Annotated in this window: 24 protein-coding genes; 9 read left to right on the top strand and 15 right to left on the bottom strand. The window is 73.9% G+C overall.

All coding sequences use genetic code 11. The annotated features are described in order from the left end of the window. Positions 1-177: 177 nt before the first annotated feature. A complete protein-coding gene (locus ACFV0O_RS07500; RefSeq protein WP_380337670.1) occupies positions 178-3,069 on the bottom strand; it encodes an FAD-binding and (Fe-S)-binding domain-containing protein in 2,892 nt (963 codons plus the stop codon). 122 nt (positions 3,070-3,191) lie between these two features. Here ACFV0O_RS07500 and ACFV0O_RS07495 point away from each other — a divergent pair, with 122 nt between their 5' ends. Next, positions 3,192-3,818: an HIT family protein gene (locus ACFV0O_RS07495; protein ID WP_380337668.1), complete on the top strand. Its 627-nt coding sequence runs from the start codon at positions 3,192-3,194 to the stop codon at positions 3,816-3,818. Between the two features lie 94 nt (positions 3,819-3,912). Here ACFV0O_RS07495 and ACFV0O_RS07490 read toward each other — a convergent pair whose 3' ends face one another. The 3 genes from ACFV0O_RS07490 to ACFV0O_RS07480 form a co-directional block, all read right to left on the bottom strand. After that, positions 3,913-4,917: a glycosyltransferase family 2 protein gene (locus ACFV0O_RS07490; RefSeq protein ID WP_380337666.1), complete on the bottom strand. Its 1,005-nt coding sequence runs from the start codon at positions 4,915-4,917 to the stop codon at positions 3,913-3,915. Positions 4,918-5,136: 219 nt separating this feature from the next. Beyond that, entirely contained in the window at positions 5,137-5,814 is a 678-nt protein-coding gene (locus ACFV0O_RS07485; RefSeq protein ID WP_380337663.1) for a transglycosylase SLT domain-containing protein, read from the bottom strand. 540 nt (positions 5,815-6,354) lie between these two features. Continuing rightward, the gene (locus ACFV0O_RS07480) at positions 6,355-7,191 is read right to left on the bottom strand and encodes an EI24 domain-containing protein (protein ID WP_380337660.1); all 837 of its coding nucleotides are present in this window, start codon (positions 7,189-7,191) and stop codon (positions 6,355-6,357) included. 162 nt (positions 7,192-7,353) lie between these two features. Here ACFV0O_RS07480 and ACFV0O_RS07475 point away from each other — a divergent pair, with 162 nt between their 5' ends. Then, complete coding sequence (locus ACFV0O_RS07475; RefSeq protein WP_380337657.1) at positions 7,354-8,121, top strand: S1 family peptidase; 768 nt, start codon at positions 7,354-7,356, stop codon at positions 8,119-8,121. 245 nt (positions 8,122-8,366) lie between these two features. Here ACFV0O_RS07475 and ACFV0O_RS07470 read toward each other — a convergent pair whose 3' ends face one another. The 3 genes from ACFV0O_RS07470 to ACFV0O_RS07460 form a co-directional block, all read right to left on the bottom strand. After that, positions 8,367-9,572, bottom strand: a complete 1,206-nt coding sequence (locus ACFV0O_RS07470) for a helix-turn-helix domain-containing protein (protein WP_380337654.1) — start codon at positions 9,570-9,572, stop codon at positions 8,367-8,369. A gap of 228 nt (positions 9,573-9,800) precedes the next feature. Then, positions 9,801-11,237, bottom strand: a complete 1,437-nt coding sequence (locus ACFV0O_RS07465) for an amino acid permease (RefSeq protein WP_380337651.1) — start codon at positions 11,235-11,237, stop codon at positions 9,801-9,803. 230 nt (positions 11,238-11,467) lie between these two features. Next, positions 11,468-11,734, bottom strand: a complete 267-nt coding sequence (locus tag ACFV0O_RS07460) for a hypothetical protein (RefSeq protein WP_360252115.1) — start codon at positions 11,732-11,734, stop codon at positions 11,468-11,470. A gap of 148 nt (positions 11,735-11,882) precedes the next feature. On the opposite strand from ACFV0O_RS07460, the gene ACFV0O_RS07455 reads away from it, so the two are divergent. Both ACFV0O_RS07455 and ACFV0O_RS07450 read left to right on the top strand, forming a co-directional pair. After that, on the top strand, positions 11,883-12,920 hold the full coding sequence (locus tag ACFV0O_RS07455) for a Ku protein (protein ID WP_380337648.1): 1,038 nt from the start codon (positions 11,883-11,885) through the stop codon (positions 12,918-12,920). A gap of 50 nt (positions 12,921-12,970) precedes the next feature. Further along, the gene (locus ACFV0O_RS07450; protein WP_360252109.1) at positions 12,971-13,252 is read left to right on the top strand and encodes a hypothetical protein; all 282 of its coding nucleotides are present in this window, start codon (positions 12,971-12,973) and stop codon (positions 13,250-13,252) included. Between the two features lie 33 nt (positions 13,253-13,285). Here the strand turns inward: ACFV0O_RS07450 and ACFV0O_RS07445 are convergent, their stop codons facing one another. Further along, positions 13,286-14,674 (bottom strand): NADP-dependent succinic semialdehyde dehydrogenase, encoded by a 1,389-nt coding sequence (locus ACFV0O_RS07445; protein WP_380337644.1) that lies wholly within the window; start codon positions 14,672-14,674, stop codon positions 13,286-13,288. A gap of 141 nt (positions 14,675-14,815) precedes the next feature. Next, positions 14,816-15,097, bottom strand: coding sequence for a DUF6158 family protein (locus ACFV0O_RS07440; protein ID WP_363567510.1), 282 nt, complete (start codon positions 15,095-15,097; stop codon positions 14,816-14,818). Between the two features lie 194 nt (positions 15,098-15,291). Here ACFV0O_RS07440 and ACFV0O_RS07435 point away from each other — a divergent pair, with 194 nt between their 5' ends. Then, positions 15,292-16,290, top strand: coding sequence for an adenosine deaminase (locus tag ACFV0O_RS07435; protein ID WP_380337640.1), 999 nt, complete (start codon positions 15,292-15,294; stop codon positions 16,288-16,290). 220 nt (positions 16,291-16,510) lie between these two features. Continuing rightward, positions 16,511-17,599 carry a hypothetical protein gene (locus ACFV0O_RS07430; RefSeq protein ID WP_380337637.1) on the top strand — a complete coding sequence of 363 codons (1,089 nt, stop codon included), beginning with the start codon at positions 16,511-16,513 and terminating at the stop codon, positions 17,597-17,599. Here the strand turns inward: ACFV0O_RS07430 and ACFV0O_RS07425 are convergent. The 5 genes from ACFV0O_RS07425 to ACFV0O_RS07405 form a co-directional block, all read right to left on the bottom strand. Next, entirely contained in the window at positions 17,580-18,167 is a 588-nt protein-coding gene (locus ACFV0O_RS07425) for a dihydrofolate reductase family protein (RefSeq protein WP_380337634.1), read from the bottom strand. The two genes, ACFV0O_RS07430 and ACFV0O_RS07425, sit on opposite strands and share 20 nt — an antisense overlap. Positions 18,168-18,242: 75 nt before the next feature. Further along, complete coding sequence (locus tag ACFV0O_RS07420; RefSeq protein WP_380337631.1) at positions 18,243-18,899, bottom strand: vitamin K epoxide reductase family protein; 657 nt, start codon at positions 18,897-18,899, stop codon at positions 18,243-18,245. Then, positions 18,896-19,690, bottom strand: a complete 795-nt coding sequence (locus ACFV0O_RS07415; protein WP_380337628.1) for a DsbA family protein — start codon at positions 19,688-19,690, stop codon at positions 18,896-18,898. The genes ACFV0O_RS07420 and ACFV0O_RS07415 overlap by 4 nt, the downstream gene beginning before the upstream one ends. A gap of 162 nt (positions 19,691-19,852) precedes the next feature. After that, positions 19,853-20,512, bottom strand: coding sequence for a hypothetical protein (locus ACFV0O_RS07410; protein ID WP_380337625.1), 660 nt, complete (start codon positions 20,510-20,512; stop codon positions 19,853-19,855). A 98-nt stretch (positions 20,513-20,610) separates the two neighbouring features. Further along, entirely contained in the window at positions 20,611-21,114 is a 504-nt protein-coding gene (locus ACFV0O_RS07405) for an SRPBCC family protein (protein ID WP_380337622.1), read from the bottom strand. A 152-nt stretch (positions 21,115-21,266) separates the two neighbouring features. On the opposite strand from ACFV0O_RS07405, the gene ACFV0O_RS07400 reads away from it, so the two are divergent. Next, the gene (locus ACFV0O_RS07400; protein ID WP_380337619.1) at positions 21,267-22,136 is read left to right on the top strand and encodes an Fpg/Nei family DNA glycosylase; all 870 of its coding nucleotides are present in this window, start codon (positions 21,267-21,269) and stop codon (positions 22,134-22,136) included. 105 nt (positions 22,137-22,241) lie between these two features. Here ACFV0O_RS07400 and ACFV0O_RS07395 read toward each other — a convergent pair whose 3' ends face one another. Beyond that, complete coding sequence (locus tag ACFV0O_RS07395) at positions 22,242-23,099, bottom strand: SAM-dependent methyltransferase (RefSeq protein WP_380337616.1); 858 nt, start codon at positions 23,097-23,099, stop codon at positions 22,242-22,244. A gap of 566 nt (positions 23,100-23,665) precedes the next feature. Here ACFV0O_RS07395 and ACFV0O_RS07390 point away from each other — a divergent pair. Together ACFV0O_RS07390 and ACFV0O_RS07385 are read left to right on the top strand one after the other, a co-directional pair. After that, positions 23,666-24,289: a polysaccharide deacetylase family protein gene (locus tag ACFV0O_RS07390; protein WP_380337613.1), complete on the top strand. Its 624-nt coding sequence runs from the start codon at positions 23,666-23,668 to the stop codon at positions 24,287-24,289. Positions 24,290-24,443: 154 nt separating this feature from the next. Then, complete coding sequence (locus tag ACFV0O_RS07385) at positions 24,444-24,767, top strand: hypothetical protein (protein WP_380337610.1); 324 nt, start codon at positions 24,444-24,446, stop codon at positions 24,765-24,767. Positions 24,768-24,833 lie beyond the last annotated feature (66 nt).

Below are 24,833 nucleotides of genomic sequence, written 5' to 3'. Positions count from 1 at the left end.
CACGCGTAGCCCGCGCACGCGTAGCCCGCGCACGCGTAGCCCGCGCACGCGTAGCCCGCGCACGCGTAGCCCGCGCACGCGTAGCCCGCGCACGCGTAGCCCGCGCACGCGTGGCCCGGACGCGCGTGGCCCGGGTGTGCGGGCAGTGCCGGCGCAGGCGGCCCCGGGCGCGCAGCGTCACTCCGTGTGGCGCAGCTCCCGGGCGATCAGCTCCGCCAGGTGCAACGCCTGCCGTCCGTGGGCGAGTTGGGAAATCTGCGTGCGGCAGCTGAAGCCGTCCGCCAGCACCACCGTGTCCGGCCCGGCCGCCCGGACCTCGGGCAGCAGGACCCGCTCGGCGATCGCCGCGGACACCTCGAAGTGGCCCTTCTCGAAGCCGAAGTTGCCCGCCAGCCCGCAGCAGCCGGAGTCCAGCACCCGGTTGTGCAGGCCCAGTCGGGACTCGACCCGGCGGTCGGCGGCGCTGCCGAGCACGGAGTGCTGGTGGCAGTGGGTCTGGGTGACGGCCTCCAGCGGGACGCGGGGGAGCGGTGCGTCCGGGGCGTACGCGTCGATGAACTCGGCGAAGGTACGGGTGCGTTCGGCGAGCGGGCGGCCGTCCGGACCGAGCAGTCGGGGCAGGTCCTCGCGCAGGGTGGCGGTGCAGCTGGGCTCCAGGCCGACCACGGGGGTGTCGGCCGGGAGCCCGGCCGCCGCCAGCGTGCGCAGGCTGCGCCGCAACACCCTCCGGGCGGTGTCGAGTTGGCCGGTGGAGTACCAGGTGAGGCCGCAGCAGACCGGGCCCGGGGGCAGTCGGACGTCGAAGCCCAGGTGCTCCAGTACCTCGACGGCCGCGCGCGGCACGTTCGGCTGCAGGTGCTCGGAGAAGGTGTCCGGCCACAGCAGTACCGGGCGGGCGCCCGCCGGTGCCGGGTGCGCGGCGCGGTGCCGCCGGTACCAGGCGGTGAAGGTCTCCGGCGGGAAGACCGGCAGCACCCGGCGCGGGTCGATCCCGCCGAGCCGCTTGAGGAGCCCGCCGAGCGGCGAGCGGACCAGGGCGTTGGCGGCCCCGGGGGCGAGCGCCACCGCGCGCAGCCAGAGCGGCAGTCCGCCCATCGCGTAGTGCGCGCGCGGGCGCGGCCGGTGCCGGTAGTGCTGGTGCAGGAACTCGGTCTTGTAGGTCGCCATGTCGACGTGGACCGGGCAGTCGCTCGCGCAGCCCTTGCAGCTCAGGCAGAGGTCCAGCGCCTCCCGGACCTCCTCGGACCGCCAGCCGTCGGGGATCGCGTCCCCCCGCAGCATCTCGGCGAGCAGCCGCGCCCGTCCCCGGGTGGAGTGCCGCTCCTCGCCGGTGGCCATGTAGCTCGGGCACATCACCCCGGTGGTCGGGTCCACGCACTTGGCGACGCCGACGCAGCGGTGCACCGCCTTGGCCAGGCTGCCGCCGTCCTGCTCGTACGGAAGGGCCAGTGGCAGCGGGCGGCGCGGGGAGGTGACGAAGCGGAGGTCGGCGTCGAGCGGGCGGGGGTCGACCAGGGCGCCCGGGTTGAGCAGGTTCTCCGGGTCCCAGATCCGCTTGAACCCGCCGAACAGGTCGATGATCCCGGCCGGGTACATGCGCGGCAGCAGTTCGGCGCGGGCCTGCCCGTCGCCGTGCTCGCCGGAGAGCGAACCGCCGTGGGAGACCACCAGGTCGGCGGCCTGCTCCAGGAAGTCCCGGAACACCAGCACCCCGTGGGGCTGGTCCAGCGGGAAGTCGATCCGCAGGTGCACGCAGCCCTCGCCGAAGTGCCCGTAGGGGACGCCGCGCAGGCTGTGCCGGCGCAGCAGGGCGCGCAGGTCCCGCAGGTAGTCGCCGAGCCGCTCGGGCGGGACGGCGGAGTCCTCCCAGCCGGGCCAGGCCTCCCCGCCCCCGGGCAGCCGGGTGACGATCCCGGCACCGGCCTCCCGGACCGCCCACAGCTGGCGCTGCTCGGCGGGGTCGGTGACCAGCGCGACGGAGGCCGAGCGCTCGCGGCGGACCGCGTCGGCCAGCCGGCGGGCGGCCTGGTAGGCCGCCAGTGTCGTGGCGCCGCCGGTCTCCAGGAAGAGCCAGCACTCGCCGGCGGGCAGCCGGTCCAGTGCGGGCGGGCGGCGGCCGGCCGCGAGCAGCGCGGCGATCAGGTCGGCCGACATGCCCTCGGCGGTCAGCGGCCCGAACGGCAGGAGCGCGGGGACGGCGTCGGCGGCGGCGCCTTCGTCGGGGTAGCCGGCCACCACCAGGGCGCGTGCGGGCGGGTCCTCGACGAGGCGGACGGTGGCGCCGAGCAGCAGTGCGCAGGTGCCCTCGGTGCCGGTGAGCGCCCGGGCGAGGTCGTGGCCGTGCTCGGGCAGCAGGGCGTCCAGCGGGTACCCGGAGGTGCGGCGCGGCAGCCGGGGCATGCCCTGCCGGATGGCGGCGAGGTTGTGGTCGGTGAACTCCTGGAGCTGCCGATGGAGTTCGCCGACCCGCCCGGGCAGCCCGGCGAGTGCCGCGCGCTGCCCGGCGTCGAGCGGGCCGCCGACGGTCAGTTCGGTGCCGTCGGCGAGCAGCAGCTCCAGCCGCTCCACGTTGTCGGCGGTGCGGCCCCAGGCGAGTGAGTGCGAGCCGCAGGAGTCGTTGCCGATCATGCCGCCGATGGTGCAGCGGCTGTGCGTGGACGGGTCCGGGCCGAAGCGCAGCCCGTACGGCCGGGCGGCGCGCTGGAGGTCGTCCAGGACGGTGCCGGGCCGGACGCGGGCGGTGCGGGCCTGCGGATCGATCTCCAGCACCTCGCCGAGGTGGCGGCGGAAGTCCAGCACGACCGCACCCGGACCGATCGCCTGGCCGCCGATGCTGGTCCCGGCCCCGCGCGGCACGACCGGCACCCGGTACTCACGGCACAGCGCCAGCGCGGTGCGCACGTCGTCCGCATCGGCGGGCTTGACCACGCCGAGCGGCAGCTGCCGGTAGTTGGAGGCGTCGTGGCCGTAGACGGTCCGCTCGGCGGCGCCGAAACGGACCTCGCCGCGCAGCACGGCGGACAGCTCACGGGCCAGCTCGGCCCCGGGGTCGGCGGACGGACGGCTCACCAGGGACCTCCCGGGCGGTGCGGCGACACGGCTCCGCCGATGATCGCAGGCACCCGGCCGCGCGGGCACCGGGCGCGACGGGGGTACCACCGACGGGGTGTCATGTGGCACTGTCTGCATCCATGATCACCGAACCCGCGGCCGACGACCCGGCCGGTCCCGACGCCTACCTCGGCCGCCTCCCGATCGGTGAGCCGCTGCCCGTCCCGGCGGACGGTGCGCCGTCGTGGGAGATCTTCCCGTACGAGGGCGAGCTGACCGTCCGGCCGCTGCGGGCCCCGGACCTGCCGGAGCCGCCCCGCCAGGGCGAGGACGGCCCGGAGGACTGCAAGCAGTGCGCCCGCCCCGACTCCGACTTCCTCTGGACCGACGAGCACTGGCGCCTCAGCGCGACCGACGAGCCGACCGGCCTGCCCGCCGCCCTGCTGCTCCAGCCCCGTGCCCACCACGACCTGACGGACCTGCCGGCCGAGCTGTCCGGGCGGCTCGGCCCGATGCTCCAGCGGGTGGAGCGGGCCGTGCTGTCGCTCGGCGGCGTCGGCCGGGTCCATGTGAACCGCTGGGGCGACGGTGCCGCGCACCTGCACCTGTGGCTGATCGGCCGGCCGGCGGGGATGGCGCAGCTGCGCGGCTCCACGCTGCCGCTGTGGATGGACGTGCTGCCGCCGCTGCCCGCCGGGGTGGCGGCCGAGCGCGCCCGCCGGATCGCCGCCGCGATGGCGGCGGACGGGGGCACCGCGCACGCCTGAGGCGGGCCGCCCCGGGGAGGGCTGCTCCCGGGCCGCCCGGCTCCGGTCCGGGAACGGTCGGGCTCCGGTCCGGGAACGTCCGGGAACGTCCGGGCTACTTCCGCCCGGTGAGGGTGCCGCGCGCGATGTGCGAGAGCTTGGCGACCTCGAACGCCGGGTAGGCGCCCCCGGCCAGCAGGGAGAACTTGATCCCCTCGCGGCCGCCCGGCCGGCGGTGGCCCGGCGGCTGGAAACGGCGGTGGTGCTCGGCGGCGCGGTGGAAGAACTGCGGGCGCTCGGCGCGGGTGACGCAGCCGGCGAGGTCGAAGACGAACAGGTAGTGCCGGACCATCCGGACGAACAGCGCGTCGCGCACCGCGTACAGGTGGGGCAGGTCCTCCAGCAGGGCGAAGCTGCGCTCGTACTGGTCGAACAGGTCGAAGACGCTGCTGCCGGGCCCGCCGGACGGGTGGACGGTCTCGCGGCGGCGCAGCTGGACGCACTCGCGCGCAAGGACGGCGGCCTTCTGCGCGCCGAGCAGGGCCGCGTGCACGACCGGGATCTCCTCGTAGCGGCCGTCCGGGAAGGCGAGCCCGAGGTCCTCCCAGTGGCCGCGCCGGATCAGCCGGTCCCAGATCAGCGGCGGCGCGCCGAACAGCTCGGGCCGGTCGAAGGGGGCGAACGGTTCGGGGCCGACCTCGGCGAGCAGTGCCTCGGCCCCGCCGGGCCAGTCCCGGTCCTGGTGCCGGCGGGAGTGGCCGAACAGCAGCACGTCGACCGGGCCGGTCTGCTCGATCCGGTCGGCGAGCGTCCGGAGTGCGTCCCGCGGCAGCAGGTGGTCGGCGTCGAGGAACAGCAGGTACTCGCCGCTCGCCCGGGCCGCCCCGGCGTTGCGGCTCACCCCGACCCCCACCGCCGCGTTCAGGTGCAGCGTGGACACCCGCGGATGCCGCGCCGCGTACGCGTCGGCGAGCTCGCCCGCCGTCTCGGGGGAGCGGTCGGCGACCACGATCACCTCGACGTCGGCCAGGGACTGCGCGAGCAGCGAGTCCAGGCAGTCGGCGAGCTGTTCGTGCTGGTCGTAGGCGGGGAGCACGACGCTGATCAGGGGTGAGGGCATGACGCCGGAGCGTAAGAGGGCGCGCGAACTGTGGCAAAGCTCTGACGGTGTGTAATTCAGATCAATTAGCGGCAAATCGTACGACCGTGCGCCATATCTTCACGTGGCCTTCCGGACGCGTCCACGACAGACGGCGGTGCGGCGGGGTGCGGGTGAAACGCCGCGCGGCCCGCGACGCAGGTGCGTCGCGGGCCGGGTGCGCCGAGTGGAGGGGTCGGCTCAGTACCAGTGGTGCGCCTGCCAGAACGACCAGGCGCCGCACGGGCTGCCGTAGCGGGTGTTCATGTAGGTGAGGCCCCACTTGATCTGGGTGGCCGGGTTGGTGCGCCAGTCGGCGCCCGCGGAGGCCATCTTGGAGCCGGGCAGGGCCTGGACCAGGCCGTAGGCGCCGGAGGAGGCGTTGACGGCCAGCGGGTTCCAGCTGCTCTCGCGGAACACGATGTTGCTGAAGCACTGCAGCTGGCCGGCCGGGACGATCTGCGCGGCGATCTGCTGCGGGGTGCCGGAGTAGGTCGTGGCGAGGTTCTGGCGCTCCTGGGAGCGGGAGGCGGCGGCCTCGGCGTCGGCCTTGGCCTTGGCGTCCGCCTGGGCCTGGGCCTGGGCCTGCGCGTCGGCCTGTGCCTGGGCCTGTGCCTGGGCCTGGGCGGCGGCGTCCGCCGCGGCCTTGGCCTGCGCGGCCTGGGCCTCCTGGGCGGCCTGCTGGGCAGCGGCAGCGGTGTCAGCCTGGGCCTGGTCGATGACCGGCTTGCCGTCCACCGAGACGGCGGCCACGGGGGCGGCGGCCTCGGCGGTGTTCCCGGCCTGCGGGATGGCGAGCGCGGCGGTGGCGGCGCTCGCGACCACGAGGGTGGCGACGCCGGTGATCAGGGAGTTGCGGCGGGCATGGCTGAGCTGCATGAAGCGGGCGTTCCTTCTCCGTCGGGGGCCGTGCCGGGGGTGCCGGGCACGGGGCATCGCGCGGGCTCCGGGGGAGCGGGGCCCGCGCGGCCGTCGGGGACGGCCGTGGCGCCCCGGCGGGAACGGCGGGGCGGGCGGGCTGCGCGGCGGATCGGACCGGCCGCGCCGCCGTGGCGACAGGCCATTCTTGGCAGGGCCCGTGACGGCTCGCAAAGGCGCCCACTACTACGCCGCATCGTGGTTGCGGGCGGGGCCGGGCGGGGCCGGTCGGTGCCTTTGTGGTGATTTGCCCGAATTGTGGACCGGGGGGTCATGTCACCCGTGGCATCGAAGGAACGCAAGGGTGACAGTCGCGGTGGCCTGCGTTCTTCAGGCCGGACTCCGTCGGTCCCGGACCGGGGCGGGCCCGGCGTCGATGCCCGGTCGGGGCCCGCGCGGCAGCCGTCCACTAGTGGGGATCGTAGATGCCGGACCGCCTGTGGGAGGCGTCACACGTGTGCCGACGCGGGTTCGACGCGGAGTGACCGGGTGCTCACCCCTTCACGGGGTCGTGGACGGGTTTCCCGGGCCGGGCCGGGCGGCGGGTGCGGGAACGGCCGGGGCCGAGACCCCCTCCTCTCCCTCTCCTCCTGCCTCGTCCCCGGCCGGGACGAGGTCGCGGGCCAGCAGGGTGGCACCCGCGACGGCACCCGGCATGGCGAGGACCGTCACCAGTGGCACCAGGAACGCCAGCACCAACGGCGTGCCGAACCCCAGTGCCAGCCCGAGCCGGGCCCGCAGCAGTCGGATCCGTTCCGGCTGCGGCACCCGGCGCCGCTGCAGGGCGACGGCCGTCAGCTCGACGGTCAGGAAGAAGCCGGACACCAGGAAGCCGAGCGCCGGGACCACCGTCTGGCCGACCAGCGGGATGAACCCGCAGGCGAACAGCACCACGCCGAACGCCGCCACCCGCACCAGCACGTACGCGCTGTCGCGCACGGCGACCAGCAGCTCGCGCCAGAGCGGGGTGTCCGGTGGGGTCGGGGCGCCGCCCTCGGTCTCGTCGACCTCGGCGCAGAGCGCCTCGTAGAAGGGCTGGCCGACCAGCAGGGTGACGGCGGTGAAGGTGAGCAGGGCGAACAGCAGGCCGCCGCCGAAGACGGCTGCCGCGAGCGCGTCGCGCAGCAGGGCCTGCCAGGGCGAGCCCCAGTGGTCGGCGAACGGCGTGGCCCAGCCCGCGAGGTCCACGGACCGGGCGGCGAGGAAGGTGAGCGCGACCGCGTAGCCGATCAGGGCGAGCAGGGCCGGAAGCATCCCGAAGCCCCACCAGCGGCCGTGCCGGCCCACCCACTTCTGGCCCTCGATCAGGTACTTCATCCCCGCCGCAAGATCCCGCATGGGCGATCACCCTAGGGCCTCCGCACGCGGAACCCTGCATTGCCGTGTTCCTGCCAGATTCGACCGGCAATGCCGGGCCCCTCCTGCGGCGCCGCCCACCGGGCCACTCTCGGTTCTCCCCCACCTGCAAGGAGGAGACTGATGAAGCGTCAATTCAGCAGAATGGTAAGCCTGTTGGCCGGGCTGGTGTTCGGCGCCGGCCTGCTCGTACTGCCCGCCGCGGCCTCGCCCGCGCCGTCGCCGACCGTGGTCGGCGGCACGCGGGCCGCGCAGGGCGAGTTCCCCTTCATGGCGCGGCTCTCGATGGGCTGCGGCGGCGCGCTCTACACCCCGCAGATCGTGCTGACCGCCGCCCACTGCGTCGACGGCACCGGCGCCGACAGCAGCATCACCGCCACCTTCGGCGCGGTCGACCTGCGCAGCGGCAGCGCGATCACGGTCCGCTCCTCGTACGTCTACCAGTCGCCCGCCTTCACCGGCGCCGAGAACGGCGACGACTGGGCGCTGATCAAGCTGGCCTCGCCGGTGAACAGCAGCCAGGTCAGCACCCTGCCGATCGCCACCTCCACCGCCTACGACAACGGCACCTTCACCATCATGGGCTGGGGCGCCGCACGCGAGGGCGGGGCCCAGCAGCGGTACCTGCTCAAGGCCACCGTGCCGTTCGTCGACGACGCGACCTGCGCCGGCGCCTACCCGGGCCTGAACACCGCCGGGTCGCTCTGCGCGGGCTACGTCGACCGGGGCGGGGTCGACACCTGCCAGGGTGACTCCGGCGGCCCGATGGTCCGCAAGGACGCGGCGGGTCGCTGGGTCCAGGTCGGCATCGTCAGCTGGGGCGAAGGCTGCGCCCGCGCGGGCTACCCGGGCATCTACACCCAGGTGAGCACCTACGCGGCCGACATCGCCGCGGCGGCGGCCGGCCTCTGAGCCGGTAGGGCCGGACGGACCGGTAGAACCGCTCGAACCGGCCCGGCGGGGCCGGCCACCACTCCCGCAGGTGGTGGCCGGCCCCGCCGTTCTCCGTGGGGCCCGCTGCCTCGTCGGAGCCCGCCGCTCCGCCGGCTCGGTGCCTCGCCGCCGGGCCCGCCGCTCGTCGCCGGGCCGGGCGGCGCCGTCCGGCCGCGGACCGGATCCTCCGCCGCTCGCGGGCGGGTGTCGGACTGCCCGGGCGGTCAGCTGTTCAGCCACTCCTCGGCCCGCCGCCGCTCACGGGCGGTGCGGCCCGTGGTGTGCGGGGGCAGCCGGGCGAGCAGGGCGCGGGCGGCGTCCGGGCGGCCGGCGAGGGCGTGGGCACCGGCGAGGCGGGCGCTGACCAGGGCGTGGTCGCGCGGGTGGGCGGCCGGGTCGAGGAGCCGTAGGGCGGCCTCCAGCCGGGCCGCCGCGGTGTGGGCGTGGGCGGTGCGGGAACGCGCGGTGCCGCCGGTGCGGACGGCGAGGTCCCGGTGGCAGGTGCCGTGCGCGACCGCCAGGACCAGGTCGGCGCGCGCCGACCAGGGCGTCGGATCGCCCGAGCGCAGCGCGGCCGCGGTCAGCCGTCGGGCGTCCGCCAGGGTCCGGCGCACCTGCGGCGTCTCGCCGGCCAGCGCGTGGGCGTGGGCCAGGGCGACGGCGACCCAGGCCCGCAGTCCGGCCAGGGGCGGGGCGGCGGTCCGGGCGGCCTCGGCGAGGGCGAGCGCGGTGGCCGGGTCGCCGCGCCACCAGTGCAGGGTGCTCTGGCGGGTGAGCAGTGCGGCCGCGGTGGCCTGGTCGCCGGTCGCGCGTGCCCATTCCAGCCCGGTGGCGTACCAGCTGAGTGCCCGGGTGCGGCGTTCGCCCTCGAAGTGGGCCCAGCCGGCGAGTTCGGCGTACTGGGCGGCGAGCGAGCGGGCGGCGGCGGGGCTCTCCTGTGGCGCGGCGTGGGGCCGGCCGGCCAGGGTGCGGGCGTGGTGCTCCAGGACGGCGGCCAGTTCCTCGCCGCCGATCCGGCCGGCGGCCGCGCGGTAGCCGGCGAGCAGGTGGGCGAGCACCTCGACGGTGGCGGCGTCCGGTGGGGCGGCGCCGGTGGCGAGTGGCGGCCGGGTGGCGGCGGCGAGGTCGCCGAGGCGTTCGCGCTCCTGCCGGACGGTCTGCCACAGGTCTGCCAACTCGCCGCAGGCGAGCAGGAGTTCGTCGGCCCGGGCGGGCATTCCCGGCGGTGGCCAGCGGCGGGCGTTCTCCACCCGGCTGATCAGCGAGTTGTGGTAGCCGAGCAGCCGGCCGAGTTCGGTCTGGCTGAGGCCGCGGGCCTCGCGCCAGTGGCGTAACCGGCGGCCGAAGCGCAGGCGCGCGGACTCGGGTTCGGCGCGCGGCGGGGGTGGCGAGGGCGTCGAGGACGGCGTGGGGGAGGGCAGGGGCGGCACGGGGTCTCCCGGAGGGGGTGGGGGAGCGCTCGTGGGGGAGCGCCATGCCGAGATATCCCCCTTGACGTGCCTTGGTCAAACTGTCGCGTGCCGGTGCCGGTGCCGGTGCCGGTGCCGGTGCCGGCACCGGTGCCAGGGCGGCGGGTCGGCGGCCCGGAGAACGGCACCGGGCCCGGGAGCCTCCGCAACGGCTCCCGGGCCCGGCGTTTCACGCGCGGCGCGGACGGGTCAGGAGCCCGCCGCCACCGCGGCCCGTCGCCGTCGGCCCACCACGGCCGAGGCCGCGAGCACGATCGCCGCGGCGACCAGCGACAGGTACATCTGCTTGCGCCCGTCGGCGTCGGTGAACATGTACGCCATGACGAACCCGATCATGCCCATCGCGGTCCAGGTCAGGTACGGGTACAGCCACATCCGGACGGTGTGCCGCTCGGGCATCTCGCGCTCGATGATCTTGCGCATCCGCAGCTGGGTGGCACAGATCACCAGCCAGACGAAGAGCGCGACCGCGCCGGAGGAGTTGAGGAGGAAGGCGAACACGGTGTCCGGCGAGGTGTAGTTGAAGAACACCGCGACGAAGCCGAAGACCACCGAGGAGAGGATGGCCACCCGCGGCACGCCGCGATCGGTCACCTTGGCGAAGGCCTTCGGGGCGTCGCCGCGCTGGCCGAGCGAGAAGGCCATCCGGGAGGCCGTGTACATCCCGGAGTTCAGGCAGGACAGCACCGCGGTCAGCACGATCACGTCCATCACCTGGCCGGCGCCCGGGATGCCGATGTGGTCCAGCACCGCCACGTACGGGCTGGCCTTGACCTCGGCCGAGTCCCAGGGCAGCAGGGTGACCACGAGCAGGATCGAGCCCAGGTAGAAGATGCCGATGCGCCAGATCACACTGTTGGTGGCCTTGGTCACCGCCTTCTGCGGGTCCTCCGACTCGCCGGCGGCCAGGGTGACGATCTCGCTGCCCATGAAGGCGAAGACCACGGTCAGCATGCCGGTGAAGACCGCGCCCACCCCGTGCGGCAGGAAGCCGCCGTGGCCGGTCAGGTTGCTGGCGCCGACCGCGTGGGTGCCGGGCAGCAGGCCGAAGGCGGCGAGGACGCCGATCACCAGGAAGGCGGCGATCGCGACGACCTTGATCCCGGCGAACCAGAACTCGAACTCGCCGTAGGAGGCGACCGAGAACAGGTTGGTGGCGGTCAGCACCGCCATGACGATCAGTGCCCAGCCCCACTGCGGTACGCCGGGCACCCACTGGTTGAGGATCTTCGCGCCGGCCGTCGCCTCGACCGCGAGCACCACGACCCAGAAGAACCAGTACAGCCAGCCGATGGAGAAGCCGGCCCAGCGGCCCAGCGCGCGGTCCGCGTACGCCGAGAAGGAGCCGCTCTGCGGGTCGGCCGCGGCCATCTCGCCGAGCATCCGCATCACCAGCACGACCAGCGCGCCGGCCAGTGCGTAGGAGAGCAGGATGCCGGGGCCGGTGGACGCGATGCCCGCGCCGGAGCCGACGAACAAGCCGGCGCCGATCACACCGCCGATGGCGATCATCGACAGGTGGCGGTTCTTGAGCCCGGCCTTCAGGTGGCCGTCGCCGCCGTGCCCGTCCGGTCCCGCCTGGTGGGGGACCTGGGCGGCTGCCGGCTTGGTGGTGTTCGCACTCATCTAGGGGTGCCCTGTGCCTTTCCAGCGCGGCGACCCTCGGCTCGTCGCCACAGGGTGGGGGGACAGACCCGCGCATTGCGGTGCAACCTAACTTCTACGCCCGAGTATCGGAACAAGGCATTGATAACTGTTCGCTTACCGGACATAAAAGCCCAGGTCAGGCTGGGTGCGAAGGGTGTCCGGAAAGCTCAGATCTGACGCATGGTCAGGCTTGCGGGGGTCCGGCGAGGTCAGATCTCCCTCAAGTCGAGCACGACGACCTCGGGCGTCCGCTCCGGCTGTGTCCGCTCCGACGGCGGCCCCGGCCGCAGCCCCGGGCGGTCGGAGGGCCGCCCGGCGAGCCGGGCCGCGAGGATGCGCGGGATGTCGTCCTCCCGGGAGTACCCGGGCACCACGGTGACCTCGTCCCGGCGGACCTCGCCGAACACGGTGTAGGTCACCCGGTACGTCGTCCGGTCCGGTGGCGGAGCGTGGCCGGGTCGGTGTGTGGCGGTCATCCGCATCGCCCTCCTCGGCCCATTGTCCGCGCGGTGTGGCCGATCGGCCCGAACGCGGGCAGAGTGGGACTTCTCGGGGCATTCGTCGGAGCAGTCCCCGAGCGTCCTCGGCGCCCGTCGGTTCCCGGCGCCGGACAGGAGCGACCCCATGCAGACCACCTGGAAGGGGACGATCAGCTTCGGGCTGGTCAGCATCCCCGTCCACCTCTACTCCGCGACGCAGGAGCACGACGTCCCGCTGCACCAGGTGCACGCCACGGACGGCGGCCGGGTGCGGATGAAGCGGTACTGCGAGCGGGAGGAGAAGGAAGTCCCGTACGCGGAGATCGCCAAGGGCTACGAATCCCCCGACGGGCGGACCGTCACGCTCAGCGACGCGGACCTCGCCGACCTGCCGCTCCCCAGCAAGAAGATCATCGACGTGCTGGCCTTCGTCGACGAGGGCGAGATCGATCCGCTGATGTTCTCCAAGGCCTACTACGTCGGCGTGGCCGACAAGGCGGCCGCCAAACCGTACGCGCTGCTGCGCGACGCGCTCACCGAGTCCGGGCAGATCGCCGTCACCAAGATCGCGCTGCGCACCCGGGAGTCGCCCGCGGTGCTTCGGGTGCACGACAACACGCTCGTGCTGCAGACCTGCATCTGGCCCGACGAGGTCCGCCCGGCGGCCGGGATCGCGCCCGAGGAGGACGTCACCGTCCGGCCGCAGGAGCTCAAGATGGCGCGGTCGCTGATGGACACCCTCTCCGAGGACTTCGACCTGTCCCGGCTGCACGACGACTACCAGCAGGCGTTGCAGCAGGTGATCAGCGCGCGGCTGGAGGGCGTCGAGATCCCGCACGAGGAGGACGGCGGCGAGGCACCGGACAACGTGATCGACCTGATGGAGGCGCTGCGCAGCAGCCTCAAGCAGGCCAAGGGCGGACGCCGGTCGGGCGGCGGGTCGGACGTCGGGTCGGCGGAGGCGGAGGCGGAGGCGGAGCCCGCGCCGCGCAGACGCGCGCCGGCGAAGAAGAACGCCGAGCCCCCCGCGAGGAAGCCCGCCGCGAGGAAGCCGGCCGCGAAGGCCGCCGCAGGGAAGTCCGCCGCCGACCGGACCGCTTCGAAGGGCGACGCCGCCGGGCGTACCCCGGCGGCGAAGAAGACCGGGAGCCGGAAGTCCACGGCCCCGCGCAAGGCCTCCTGACCCCCCCGGGCCAGGCACTTTCCTCCCGTCCCGTATCGGAGGCGATCCCGATGGACCTGCTGACCTACAAGGAAGTCGAAACCGGCCCCGAGGCCCGGAAGAACCAGGGCTTCGGGCACCGGGCCTGGAACTGGCTGCTCACCCTCAGCCCCACCGTGGTGACGCTCATGATCACGCTGTCGGTCGGCATGGGCATGGCCGCCGCCCAGATCAGCCTGCTGGCGGTGCTGGTGCCGATGGCGATCTTCTGGGGCCTCACGGTGATCGCCATGATCGGCGTGCTCGCCCGCTGGATGACACCCGGCCCGGGCCGGCACCGGGCGGCGGCCTGACCCGGCCCGGGGTGAGCGGGGGTCCGGGAGGGCTCAGCCGATCCACACCGTGGTGACGTTGCAGAACTCCCGGATCCCGTGCCCGGACAGCTCCCGCCCGAACCCGGAGCGCTTGACCCCGCCGAACGGCAGCGCCGGGTGGGAGGCCGTCATCCCGTTGAAGAACACCCCGCCGGCCTGGACGTCGCGGACGAAGCGCTCCTGCTCGGCCCCGTCCGTGGTCCAGACGTTGGAGCTCAGGCCGAACGGGGTGTCGTTGGCGAGCGCGACGGCCTCGTCCAGGTCGGCCACCCGGTAGACGGTGGCGACCGGGCCGAAGGTCTCCTCCTGGTGGATCCGCATCGCCGGGGTGATGCCGGTCAGCACCGTCGGCTCGTAGAACCAGCCGGTGTCCCAGCCCTCCGGCCGCCCGCCGCCGCACTCCACCCGGGCGCCGTGGGTGCGGGCGTCCTCGACCAGCTCCTCCAGGTCGTCCCGGCCCTGGCGGCTGGCCAGCGGGCCGACGTCGGTGGTCTCGTCCATCGGGTCGCCGACCCGCAGCGCGCGCATCGCCGCGGTGAACCCGGCGGTGAAGCGGTCGTAGACGTCGGTGTGGACGATGAACCGCTTGGCGGCGATGCAGGACTGGCCGTTGTTCTGCACCCGGGCCCGGACGGCGGTCGCCACCGCCGTGTCCACGTCGGCGCTCGGCAGGACGACGAACGGGTCGCTGCCGCCGAGTTCCAGCACCGCCTTCTTGACCTCGTCCGCCGCCGCGGACGCGACGGCCCGCCCGGCCGGCTCGCTGCCGGTGAGGGTGACCGCGGCGACCCTCGGGTCCCGGACCACGCCCTCGACCGCGCCCGAACCGATCAGCAGCGTCTGGAAGCAGCCCTCGGGGAAACCGGCCCGCCGGAACAGCTCCTCGATCGCCAGCGCCGTGCGCGGCACGTTGGACGCGTGCTTGAGCAGGCCGACGTTGCCCGCCATCAGGGCCGGCGCGGCGAACCGGATCACCTGCCAGAACGGGAAGTTCCACGGCATCACGGCCAGCACCGGCCCGAGCGGGCGGTAGCGGACGTAGGCGCGGGAGGCGCCGGAGTCGGCGACGTCGGCCCGGGCCGGGTGCTCGTCGGCCAGCAGCGCCTCGGCGTTGTCCGCGTACCAGCGCATCGCCTTCGCGCACTTGGCGGCCTCCGCCCGCGAGGCGGCCAGCGGCTTGCCCATCTCCTCGGTCATGGTCCGGGCGACCGCCTCCCCGTCCTGGTCCAGCAGGTCGGCGGCGTGGTGCATCAGCTCCTTGCGGGCGGCGAACGGGCTGGTGCGGTAGCTGTGGAAGGTGGTCTCGGCGCGGGCGAGCCGCTGTTCGATGCCGGCCGCGTCGAGCGGTTCGAAGGTCTCCAGGGTCTCGCCGGTCGCGGGGTTGACGCTGGCGATGGGCATGCGGGCTCCCGAAGGGTCTGGGCCCGGGCCCGGTGCGGGGCCGGGGCCGGTGCGTCTGCCCTCACACCCTCCCCGACGGTCCGGCTCCGGGCACGCCACGGCGCGCCCGGCGTGTCCCGCCGGGTATCCGGCCCGTCCCCGTCACTCCGGCAGCGACTCCACCCGGGCCGCCGCCCCCCGGGCCCGGGCGCCGGCCCGCGTCCGCCCGGCGGTCACCAGCCGGTTGGGGAAGCGGTGCAGGTACTCGGCCTCCAGCTGCCCGGTGCGCAGCGTGTGCCGCTTCAGCGCCTCCTCCGAGCCGTACAGGAAGGTCTCGTGGCGCGTGCGGTGCAGCTGCTCCAGCTCGTGCAGGAGCGTGTCGTTGCCCAGAGCGTGCGGGGAGATGCCCTCGGGCCGGATGTGGGTGGCGTCGGCGTGCCGCATCTCGGTACCTCCTCGGCGGAAGTCCCCTCCTACGGGGTGCCCGGTGGCCCTCGCCGGTACACCCGTTCGATCGGGGCGGCCGGGCGCCGTTCGCGACCTGCGGAGCGGCGGAGCCGGGGCGGTGATCGCCTGGATCGTAGGATGAATTCATTCGTACCTTCAGGTCCATCCCCTACCGCTCGGACAGATCGCTGATGCCCCTTCCCAAGGCCGAACTCCACCTGCACATCGAAGGCACCCTGGAGCCCGAGCTCGCCTTCGAACTCGCCGCCCGCAACGGGGTCGAGCTGCCGTACGCCGACACCGAGAAGCTGCGCACCGCGTACTCCTTCAGCGACCTGCAGTCCTTCCTGGACCTGTACTACGCGCTGATGGCCGTGCTGCGCACCGAGGACGACTTCGCCGACCTCGCCGACGCCTACCTGACGCGGGCCGCCGAGCAGGGCGTGCGGCACGCGGAGATCTTCTTCGACCCGCAGGCGCACACCGCGCGCGGGGTGCCGCTGGGCGTGGTGGTGGACGGACTGACCCTGGCGTTGTCGCGCAGCGAGGAGCGGTACGGGATCAGCACCCGGCTGATCATGTGTTTCCTGCGGGACGAGTCCGCCGACTCCGCGCTGGAGACCTTCGAGGCGGCCCGCCCGTACTTCGACCGGATCGCGGGCATCGGCCTGGACTCGGCCGAGGTCGGCAACCCGCCGGCGAAGTTCCGCGAGGTGTACCGGCGGGCCGCCGAGGCAGGGCTGCGGCGCGTCGCCCACGCGGGCGAGGAGGGCCCGGCCTCGTACATCACCGAGGCACTGGACGTCCTCGGCGTCGAGCGGATCGACCACGGGCTGCGCTGCCTGGAGGACGGTGAACTTGTCGCCCGCCTGGTCCGCGAGCAGATCCCGCTGACCCTGTGCCCGCTGTCCAACGTCCGCCTGCGCTGCATCGACACGATCGCCGACCACCCGCTGCGCGAGATGCTGGAGGCCGGCCTGCTGGTCACCGTGAACTCCGACGACCCGGCGTACTTCGGCGGCTACGTCGAGGACAACTTCCGCGCCGTCCACGAGGCCCTGGGCCTGGAGCGGGAGACCCTGCGCCGGCTGGCCGCCAACTCCTTCCGCGCCTCGTTCATCGACGACGACCGCCGGGCCGAACTCCTGGCCGAGGTCGAGGCGTTCGACTTCGGCGCGATCGAGGACTGACGGGCGGTTCGGGCTAGGGCTTGTCTGACAATTCGCGTCGCATCAGCGCGCGGCGTTGGGCGCCCGGCTGGGCGTGCCGCCGGAGCGTCCTCGTACTGGACGTACTTGGACGATTCGGCGGTGCGTCCAGCCGGGATGCCCGGCGTCGTGCGCGCGGCGGGAATTGTCAGACAAGCCCTAACCCGCCACCCGGACGGGCCGGCCTGGCTAGCCTGTCCGGGTGACCTCCCCGCCACCGGAGCCCCCGGCCCAGCTGGGCCTGCTCGACCTCTCGGTCGACCTCTCCGTCCCGCAGGTGTACTCGGGCACGGACTTCACGGTCTACCTGCACATCAAGAACCCCTTCTCGGTGCCGGTGTGGATCGACAAGGTGGACATGAGCCTGCCGACCCAGCTGTTCTGGCGGAGGCCCGAGCAGCCGGATCCGGCGGCGGAACCGGCCCTCCCGGAGGCCGACGTCGAACGGCTGGCGGCAGCCGTCGAGGAGCGGCAGGCCCGGATCCGGCGGCTGGAGGCGGACCTGGCCGCACTCCCGCCGGACCGTGCCGAGCAGGCGCGGGGGATCGAGGAGGAGATGGCCCGGCTGGCCCGGGCGAACTCGCGGGACCGGGCGCGCCTGGACGGCGCGGACGACCAGCTCCACCTCCACGCCTACGGAGAGTCGTCGGTGTCCCTGCACGGGCGGGCCCGGCAGACCCACGTCCACGCGTACGACGAGTCGAGCGTGACCGTCTTCGCCGACCGGCCGGCCGAGCGCGAACGCGTGCCGCTGATCGGCTCCCTGCCCCGGGGCGTCGCGCTGGAACCCGGGTCGACCGACGTCTGGACGATCCGCCTCGGCACTCCGCGGAACCCGTTCTTCGTGCCCGCGAGCTACCGCCTGCAGCTCAACGTGGTCTACGGGCTGGCGCCGGAGCAGACCGAGGGCGCGCTGCCGGGGGCCGGGGCGCCGGGAGCCGAGCGCCGCAGGGTCTTCGCCAACACCACGGCACTGACCGTCCCGCTCAAGGCCGCGCTGTGGAACGTGATGACCGGCGGGGTGGCGGGCGGCCTGGCCGGCAGCCTCGGACGGTCGCTGCAGGAGGCGCAGAGCCTGGGTGCGCTCGCCGACCAGCCCCTGGGGACCACGCTCGGCTCGCTCGTGCTGGCGGTCATCCTGAGCGGGGCGGCGATCGTCTTCGCCGCGCGGAAGTCGGAGGCGCCGTCGTTCGTCACCGTCGAGGACTTCTGGGGCGGTGTGCTGGTCGGCTTCCTGATCGGCTACTCGGGCACGGCCGCCTTCACCGAGCTCACCGGGCTGCCGACGTAGCCCCGCGCTCCCGGGCGTAGTGGAGCAGGGTGACGCCGTTGGTGAAGCGGTGGGTGTCCTTCAGGGTGAGCGGGGCGGGGCGGTCGGTCGGGCGGAAGAACAGGGTGCCGCGGCCGAGGACGACGGGGTGGACGTAGAGCCGGAACTCGTCGATCAGGTCCTGGGCGAGGAAGGACTCGGCCAGGTTCGCGCCGCTGAGGCAGAGGTCGCCGCCGGGGCCGGCGGTGAGGGCGGCGATCGACTCCGGGGTGACCTCGCGGACGACCGTGGTGTTCCAGTCGGCGTGGTCGAGGGTGCGGGAGAAGACGACCTTCGGCATCGCACGCCAGATGCCCGCGAACTCGATCATCGGGGCGTCGGCGTCCGGGTCCTGGTCGGCGGTCGGCCAGTACGAGGCCATCAGCTCGTGCGTCACCCGGCCGGAGAGGAAAGCACCCATCCGGGCGAGTTCCCGGTTGAAGTGGGTGTGCACCTCGTCGTCGACGAGGTTCCAGGAGAGGTCGTGGTCCGGGCCCTCGAAGTAGCCGTCCACCGAGACGGAGACGAAGAGAACGATCCTGCGTCGCATGGCGCCCCCAACGAGGAGGAGTGGTCCGCCGGCCCTCCCGCTCCGGACGACGGGGCGGGAGGGCGGCGGACGGGATCAGATCAGGGTGCTCCAGTAGTACCAGAACCGGTTGAGGACCAGCAGCGCGATCACCGCGTACCACAGGGCCGGTACGACCCAGTGGTAGCGGGCCGCCTCCCGGACCACCACCCGCAGGCGGGGGCCCACCGGGATCACACCGGAACGCAGGTTGTGCAGCGTGGTGTACCAGAACAGCGGGATCACGGCGGCCCACACCACCATGCAGTACGGGCAGAGCGCGCCGATCCGGTAGAGCGCCTGGTACGTCAGCCAGGTCACGAAGCCGATCCCGAAGACCGTCCCGGCCTGCAGCCCGAGCCAGAACCAGCGCCGGTACGTCGCACCGGCGAGCAGCCCCGCGCCGACCGCCACGACGACGCCGAAGGCCACCAGTCCGATCAGCGAGTTGGGGAAGCCGAAGGCCTCGGCCTGCGCGCTGCGCATGATCGAGCCGCAACTGATGATCGGGTTGATGTTGCAGCTGGGGACGTACGAGGGGTCCTTCAGCAGCCGGATCTTGTCCAGGGTGAGGACCGCCGAGGCGAACAGGCCGATCGCGCCGCCGATCACCAGCAGCCAGGCGAACGGGCGGCTCGCGCCGTAGGCCGTCCGTGCGGCCGGGGCGGCGGGGGCGGCCGGGGTCTCGGGGGTGGCCGGGGCGGCGGGCGTCACCCGGTCACCTGCTTGACCATGGCGGTGAACTGCTCGGGGGAGACGGCCTTGCCGTTGCTGAGGACGTCCAGCTTCTGGCCGTCCAGCTTGACGGTCGGCGTGCCGGTGACGTCGCTCTTGTTGAACTCCTCGTTGACCTTGGCGGCCCAGGGCGCGTAGGTGCCGTCCTGGACGGCCTTGACGAACGCGTCCGTCTTCAGCCCGGGCACCTGGCCGGCCAGGTCCAGGATGTGGTTGACGTCGCCGAAGGCGTCGCTGCGTTCGTCCGGCTGGTTGGCGTACAGCACGTCGTGGAACTGCTTGAACTTGTCCACGCCCTCGTTCAGCGCGGCGCCGGCGGCGGCCAGCGCGGTGCGCGAGCCCTTGCCGCCGAGGTTCTTGTCCAGGAACGTCGCCAGGTGGTACTCGACCTTGTAGGTGCCGGCGTCGGCGAGCTGCTGGACGGTCTTGCCGGTGGTGGTCTCCAGCTGCTCGCAGAACGGGCAGCGGAAGTCCTCGTAGACCGACAGGGTGTGCGGGGCGTCGGCCTTGCCGTAGGTGATCACCGTGCCGCCGTCGCCGGTCGCGTTCGCGGGGACGACCAGCGGGCCGTTCGCGGCGGCGTCCGAACCGGAGCCGGAGGAGCCGCCGCCGACGGCGAAGGCGACGCCCGCGGCGAGGGCGAGCACGGCGGCGGAGGCGGCGCCGACCACCACCCGGCGGCGGATCCGGTCGGAGCGCTCGGCCTGGGCGCGGGCGGCGCGCATGCGGTCGGTGGCGGAGGCCTTGTCGGTCTTGCGGCTGTTGCTCATGGGGTGTCGTCCTGTGCTCTCGGGCGTGCGGGGTGCGGGCGCGGCCGGTCGGGGGCCTGCGCGGGGAGAGACGGCCGGGTGAGCGGGCCGGCCGGGGCGAGCGGAGGGCTCGGCCCGGACGAAAGGGCTCAGGCGGAGCGGGGCTCGGGCCTGGCGGGGGGCTCAGACGGCCGGGGCGAACACCGGCGGACCGCGCCGGACGGCCGGACGGACGACGACGTCCTCGGCGGGGACCAGCGCGCGGCTGGCCGGGGGGAACGGCACCCGCGCCACCGGACGGGCCGGGACGGGCGCGGTGAGCAGCAGCAGCCAGCGGGCGGCGGCCGGGAGGTGCCGGTGCAGGAACTCGCCCAGCATCCGGGCGGTCCGGGCGAGGCCCGCCAGCGCGGCGTCCGCGCGACGCAGCCAGTACGCGCCGGCCAGTGCGATCACCGTGTGCACCAGCACCAGCAGCAGCACGCCGGTCCGCTCGGAGACGCCGTGGCCGAGCAGGAAGCCGCCCAGCGAACCGCCGCCGCAGAGCAGCGGCTGCAGGCCGTGCCCGGCGCCGGGCGGCAGGGACGGGCAACTCGTCTGGGCGACGTCGAACAGGGCGCTGACGCCCAGTTCCAGCGGCAGGAACACCGCGGCGACCGCCGGGAAGCCCCGCTCACGGCCGGCGAGGGCGAAGGCCACCGCGAAGACGGCGACCGAGGCCAGGAGCATCGGGCCGACCGCCAGCGCGCGGCCGGTGACCAGCACCTGGCCGAGCCCGGCGAGCAGCACGACCAGCGCGGCGAAGACCGCCGCGCGGAGCGTCCTGGTGACCGGGCCGATGTCCATGGCATCCGAGTCTGCCACAGGTCGGACGCGGAACGGCCGGGCCGCCGGGATCCTGTGAAGAGCCTCACCACCCGTGCTGAGCTGGGCTTATGCGCTTCTTACGGCGCCTGCGGCCGGTCGTCGGCGGCGCTCGGCCGGTCGTCGTCACTGCTCGTCCGGTCATCGGCGGCGCTGACCCGGGCCTCGACCAGCTCCCGGAAGTGTTCCAGGTCCTCGCGGACCGTCCGCTCGATCGCCCCGGCCTGGGCGAAGCCGCGCGGCCCGCCGAACGTCCGGTGCACGGCCTCCGGGTCGTACTCCACCCGGATCTGCATCCGGGTGTGCCGGGCGTCGAGCGGCAGCAGGGCGAACGCCCCGCTCAGCCGGAGGGGTTCCAGCGTTCGCCAGGCCATCACCCGGCCCCGGCCGCGGTCGGTGATCTCGGTGTCGACCGCGTGCTCGGCACCGCCGACCGCCACCCCGAGGTGCGCGAGGTTGCGCCCGTGCGGATGCGCGCTGCGCACGCCGTCGACGAACTGCGGGTACTCGTGCACCCGGTGCAACTGCTCCCAGGCGGCGAGGACGGGGGCGGCGATGTCGATCTGTTCCTCAAGGGTGCTCATGGTCGCGAGGCACCTCCCTCCGTTCCAGCCTGCGCTTCGGGGTGGGGGTGGGCAAAGGGGCGAAAGGGCGAAACAGCGGGGGGCGAAGGGGCGAAGGGGAGGGGCACCGGGCAGGGCGCGCGCCGGGCGGTGCGCCGGGGGAGACTGGGCGCATGCCGGAGCTGCCCGAGGTCGAGGCGCTGAGCGCCTTCCTGTCCGAGCGGCTGACCGGGCGCGTGATCGCCCGGGTGCAGCCGGTGGCGATCAGCGCACTGAAGACGTACGACCCGCCGGTGACGGCGCTGGAGGGACGGACCGTCGGCGCCGTGGGCCGGCACGGCAAGTTCCTGGACATCGAGGCCGGCGGGCTGCACCTGGTGGTGCACCTGGCCCGGGCCGGCTGGCTGCGCTGGAAGGACAGCCTGCCCGCCGAGCCGCCCCGGCCCGGCCCGAAGAACCCGCTGGCGCTGCGGCTGCGCCTGGAGGGCGAGGCCGGGGACGGGTTCGACCTCACCGAGGCCGGGACGAAGAAGGGGCTCGCGGTCTACGTGGTGAACGACCCGGCCGAGGTGCCGGGCGTCGCCAGGCTCGGCCCGGACCCGCTCGACCCGGGCTTCACCCTGGAGGACTTCGCCGCACTGCTGCGGGGCGACCGGCACCGGATCAAGGGCCTGCTGCGGGACCAGAGCGTGCTGGCGGGCGTGGGCAACGCCTACTCGGACGAGGTGCTGCACGCGGCCCGGATGTCGCCGTACAAGATCGCGGGCAGTCTGACCGAGGAGGAGACGGCGCGGCTGTACGAGGCGCTCGGCGGCACGCTGCGCGAGGCGGTGGAGCGCTCGCGCGGGCTCGCGGCGGGGAAGCTGAAGGCGGAGAAGAAGCTCGGGCTGCGGGTGCACGGCCGGGCCGGCCTGCCCTGCCCGGTGTGCGGGGACACCGTGCGGGAGGTGTCCTTCGCGGACTCCTCGCTGCAGTACTGCCCGACCTGCCAGACCGGGGGCAAGCCGCTGGCGGACCGGCGGATGTCGCGGCTGCTGAAGTGAGGCGGGGCTGCTGAGGTGAGGCGGGGGCGGGGCTGCTGGGGTGAGGCGGGCGGCTGGGGTGAGGCGGGGCGCGGACGGGCCCCGCCTCGGCCGGCAGCGGTCCGGTCAGCGCTTGATGGCGACGCCGCCCCAGTAGTACGCGGCCTTCGGGTCGGCCGGGGGCTCGCCGTCCGGGCGCCAGGCCAGGACCGGGGCGACGCCCGGCTCGATCAGCTCCCAGCCGTCGAAGAAGCGGACCACGTCGTCGTAGGAGCGCGGCACCAGGGTCATCCCGCCGGCCCGGGCGGCCTCGGCGACCTTGCCGACCGCCTCCGGGTCGAAGTCCTGGGTGGGGGTGGTGAGGGCGATGCAGCTGCCGGCGGGCAGGGCGTCGCGCAGCGCGGCGACCCGGCCCCACGGGTCGTCCTCGTCGGCGATCAGCATCAGCACGGCGATCATCAGCAGGCCGACCGGCCGGGTGAGGTCGAGGGTGGAGGTGAGCGCCGGATCGGCGAACAGCTCCTCGGGCTTGCGCAGGTCGGCGTGGATGTAGGTGGTGCGGCTGGCCGGGCTGGAGACCATCAGCGCGCGGGCGTGGGCGAGCACGATCGGGTCGTTGTCGACGTAGACCACCCGGGTGCCGGGGCTGACCGCCTCGGCGATCTCGTGGGTGTTGGGAGAGGTGGGGATGCCGGTGCCGAGGTCGAGGAACTGGCGGATGCCGTGCTCCTGGGCCAGGTAGCGGACGGCCCGGCCCTGGAAGGCGCGGTTGGCCTTGGCCATCTCCTTGACGCTCGGCACGGCCTGTTCGATGGCCTGGCCCATGGCGCGGTCCGGCGGGAAGTTGGTCTTGCCGCCCAGCCAGTAGTCGTACACGCGTGCGGAGTGCGGAGTGGTGGTGTCGACGCCGAAACGTTCCCACTGGCTCAGCTCGGCGGCGTCGTCCTGCGGGCCCTGCTGGGGGAAGTCCTGACTTGTCGTCATGGCCACGTCCTCTGATGGCAGATCATCACACTGGGGAGGCACAGCGTAGCGGCTCGGGTGAGGGGCCGGGTGGCGGGTCGGGGAAGAACGGCCGAAGGGGTCGGGGGCGGGGCGTGCACTCCGGTGCTCCAGGGGCCTGCCCGGGGCCGCGCCGGGGTCTTCGCGGGGTCGCGCCGGGGTCTTCGCAGGGTCGCGCCGGAGTCTCCACGGGGTTGCGCCGGGGTCGTTCTTGGGCCGTCCGGGTGGTGATCGGGGCCGTAGGGGGCGCCTCCGGGGAGCGGCGGTGACGCCCGGGGGAAGCATTCAGAATGCTGTCAGATCGTCAGATTATTTCGCGAAGATTGCTGCTGGCCACGGCCGGGATGTCCCTCCTGGGGGCCGCTTCCGGCTGCCGGAGCCCCTGGAGCGGCGGGGAGGGCGGGACGGCGGCCGAAGTGGGCGTGGACGAGAGTGCGCTCCCGGTGGTGGTGGCCGGAGCCGGGGGGTCGCCGGGCGCTCTACCGGTCACGCCCCCGGCGGTTCCCTCGGCCGCGTCGTCCCCCTCGCCCTCGGCGGTGCCGAGCGTGATGCCCGTACGCAAGGCGCTCACCGAGGCCGAGACCAAGCCGGTGTACGAGCTGGACGCGGCGCGGAAGGTGGTGGCGCTCACCATCGACGACGGCCCCGACCCCCGGTACACCCCCACCGTGCTGGCGCTGCTCCAGCAGTACGGGATCCGGGCGACGTTCTTCCTGATCGGCGAGAGCGCCGTCGAGCATCCGGAGCTGGTGCGGGAGATCGCGGACCGCGGCCACCACATCGCCAACCACACCTGGACCCACCCCGACCTGCGGAACCTTTCCGACGCCAAGGTGCGGGACGAGCTGCAGCGCACCTCCGACCTGCTGTACAAGACCACCGGCCGGCAGCCCACCTGGTTCCGCGCACCGGGCGGGGACTGGTCCCCGGCGTCACTGAAGGTCGCGGCCGACCTCGGGATGCGGAACATGGCCTGGTCGGTGGACCCGAGGGACTGGTCCCGGCCGGGGACCTCGGCGATCATCGACACCATCCTCAAGGACGTCCGGTCCGGGTCGATCGTGCTCAACCACGACGGCGGCGGTGACCGTTCGCAGACGGTGGCGGCACTGAAGGCGTACCTGCCGGTGCTGGTCGACTCGGGGTACTTCTTCACCGCGCCGCCCAACTGAGAGCACTGCCGGGGGTGGTGGGGTAGCGGCCTTTCCGGCGAAACCACTCGAACGGGTGGATTGGGAGAACCGTTTCTGCGCATTTTGGGCCTCTAGGGTGATAACGCACCAATGAATCCGGTACCGCCGCGTACCGCCTGAAAGGCCATCACCCATGCGACTCCGCAACGCCGTTCTCGCTGCCGTCAGCGCCGCCGCCCTCGCCCTCGCCGTGCCGACCTCCGCCAACGCCGCCACCGGCGACTTCCTCTACAAGGTCGGACCGGGCGTCCCGACCGGCATCTTCGACCCGCAGAGCGGCGTGTGCATCGACGTCCCGGACATCGGCACGGAGCCGGCCTTCGCGCCGGAGAACCTCACCACCTCGACGGCCACGGTGTTCCTCGAGGAGCACTGCGACGGCGACGTCTTCTACGTGATGAACCCGGGCAAGAGGCTCGGCGACCGGCTGAAGTTCCGCTCCGTCGTCTTCTCCTGAGGCAGAGGACGATCACCGCGGATCCGGACGGCCCGGCGGCAGGCAGGGTGCCGCCGGACCGTCCTC

It is taken from the genome of Kitasatospora sp. NPDC059577, assembly GCF_042735475.1.
Lineage (GTDB): Bacteria > Actinomycetota > Actinomycetes > Streptomycetales > Streptomycetaceae > Kitasatospora.
This window is presented reverse-complemented; position numbering and strand designations above follow the sequence as displayed.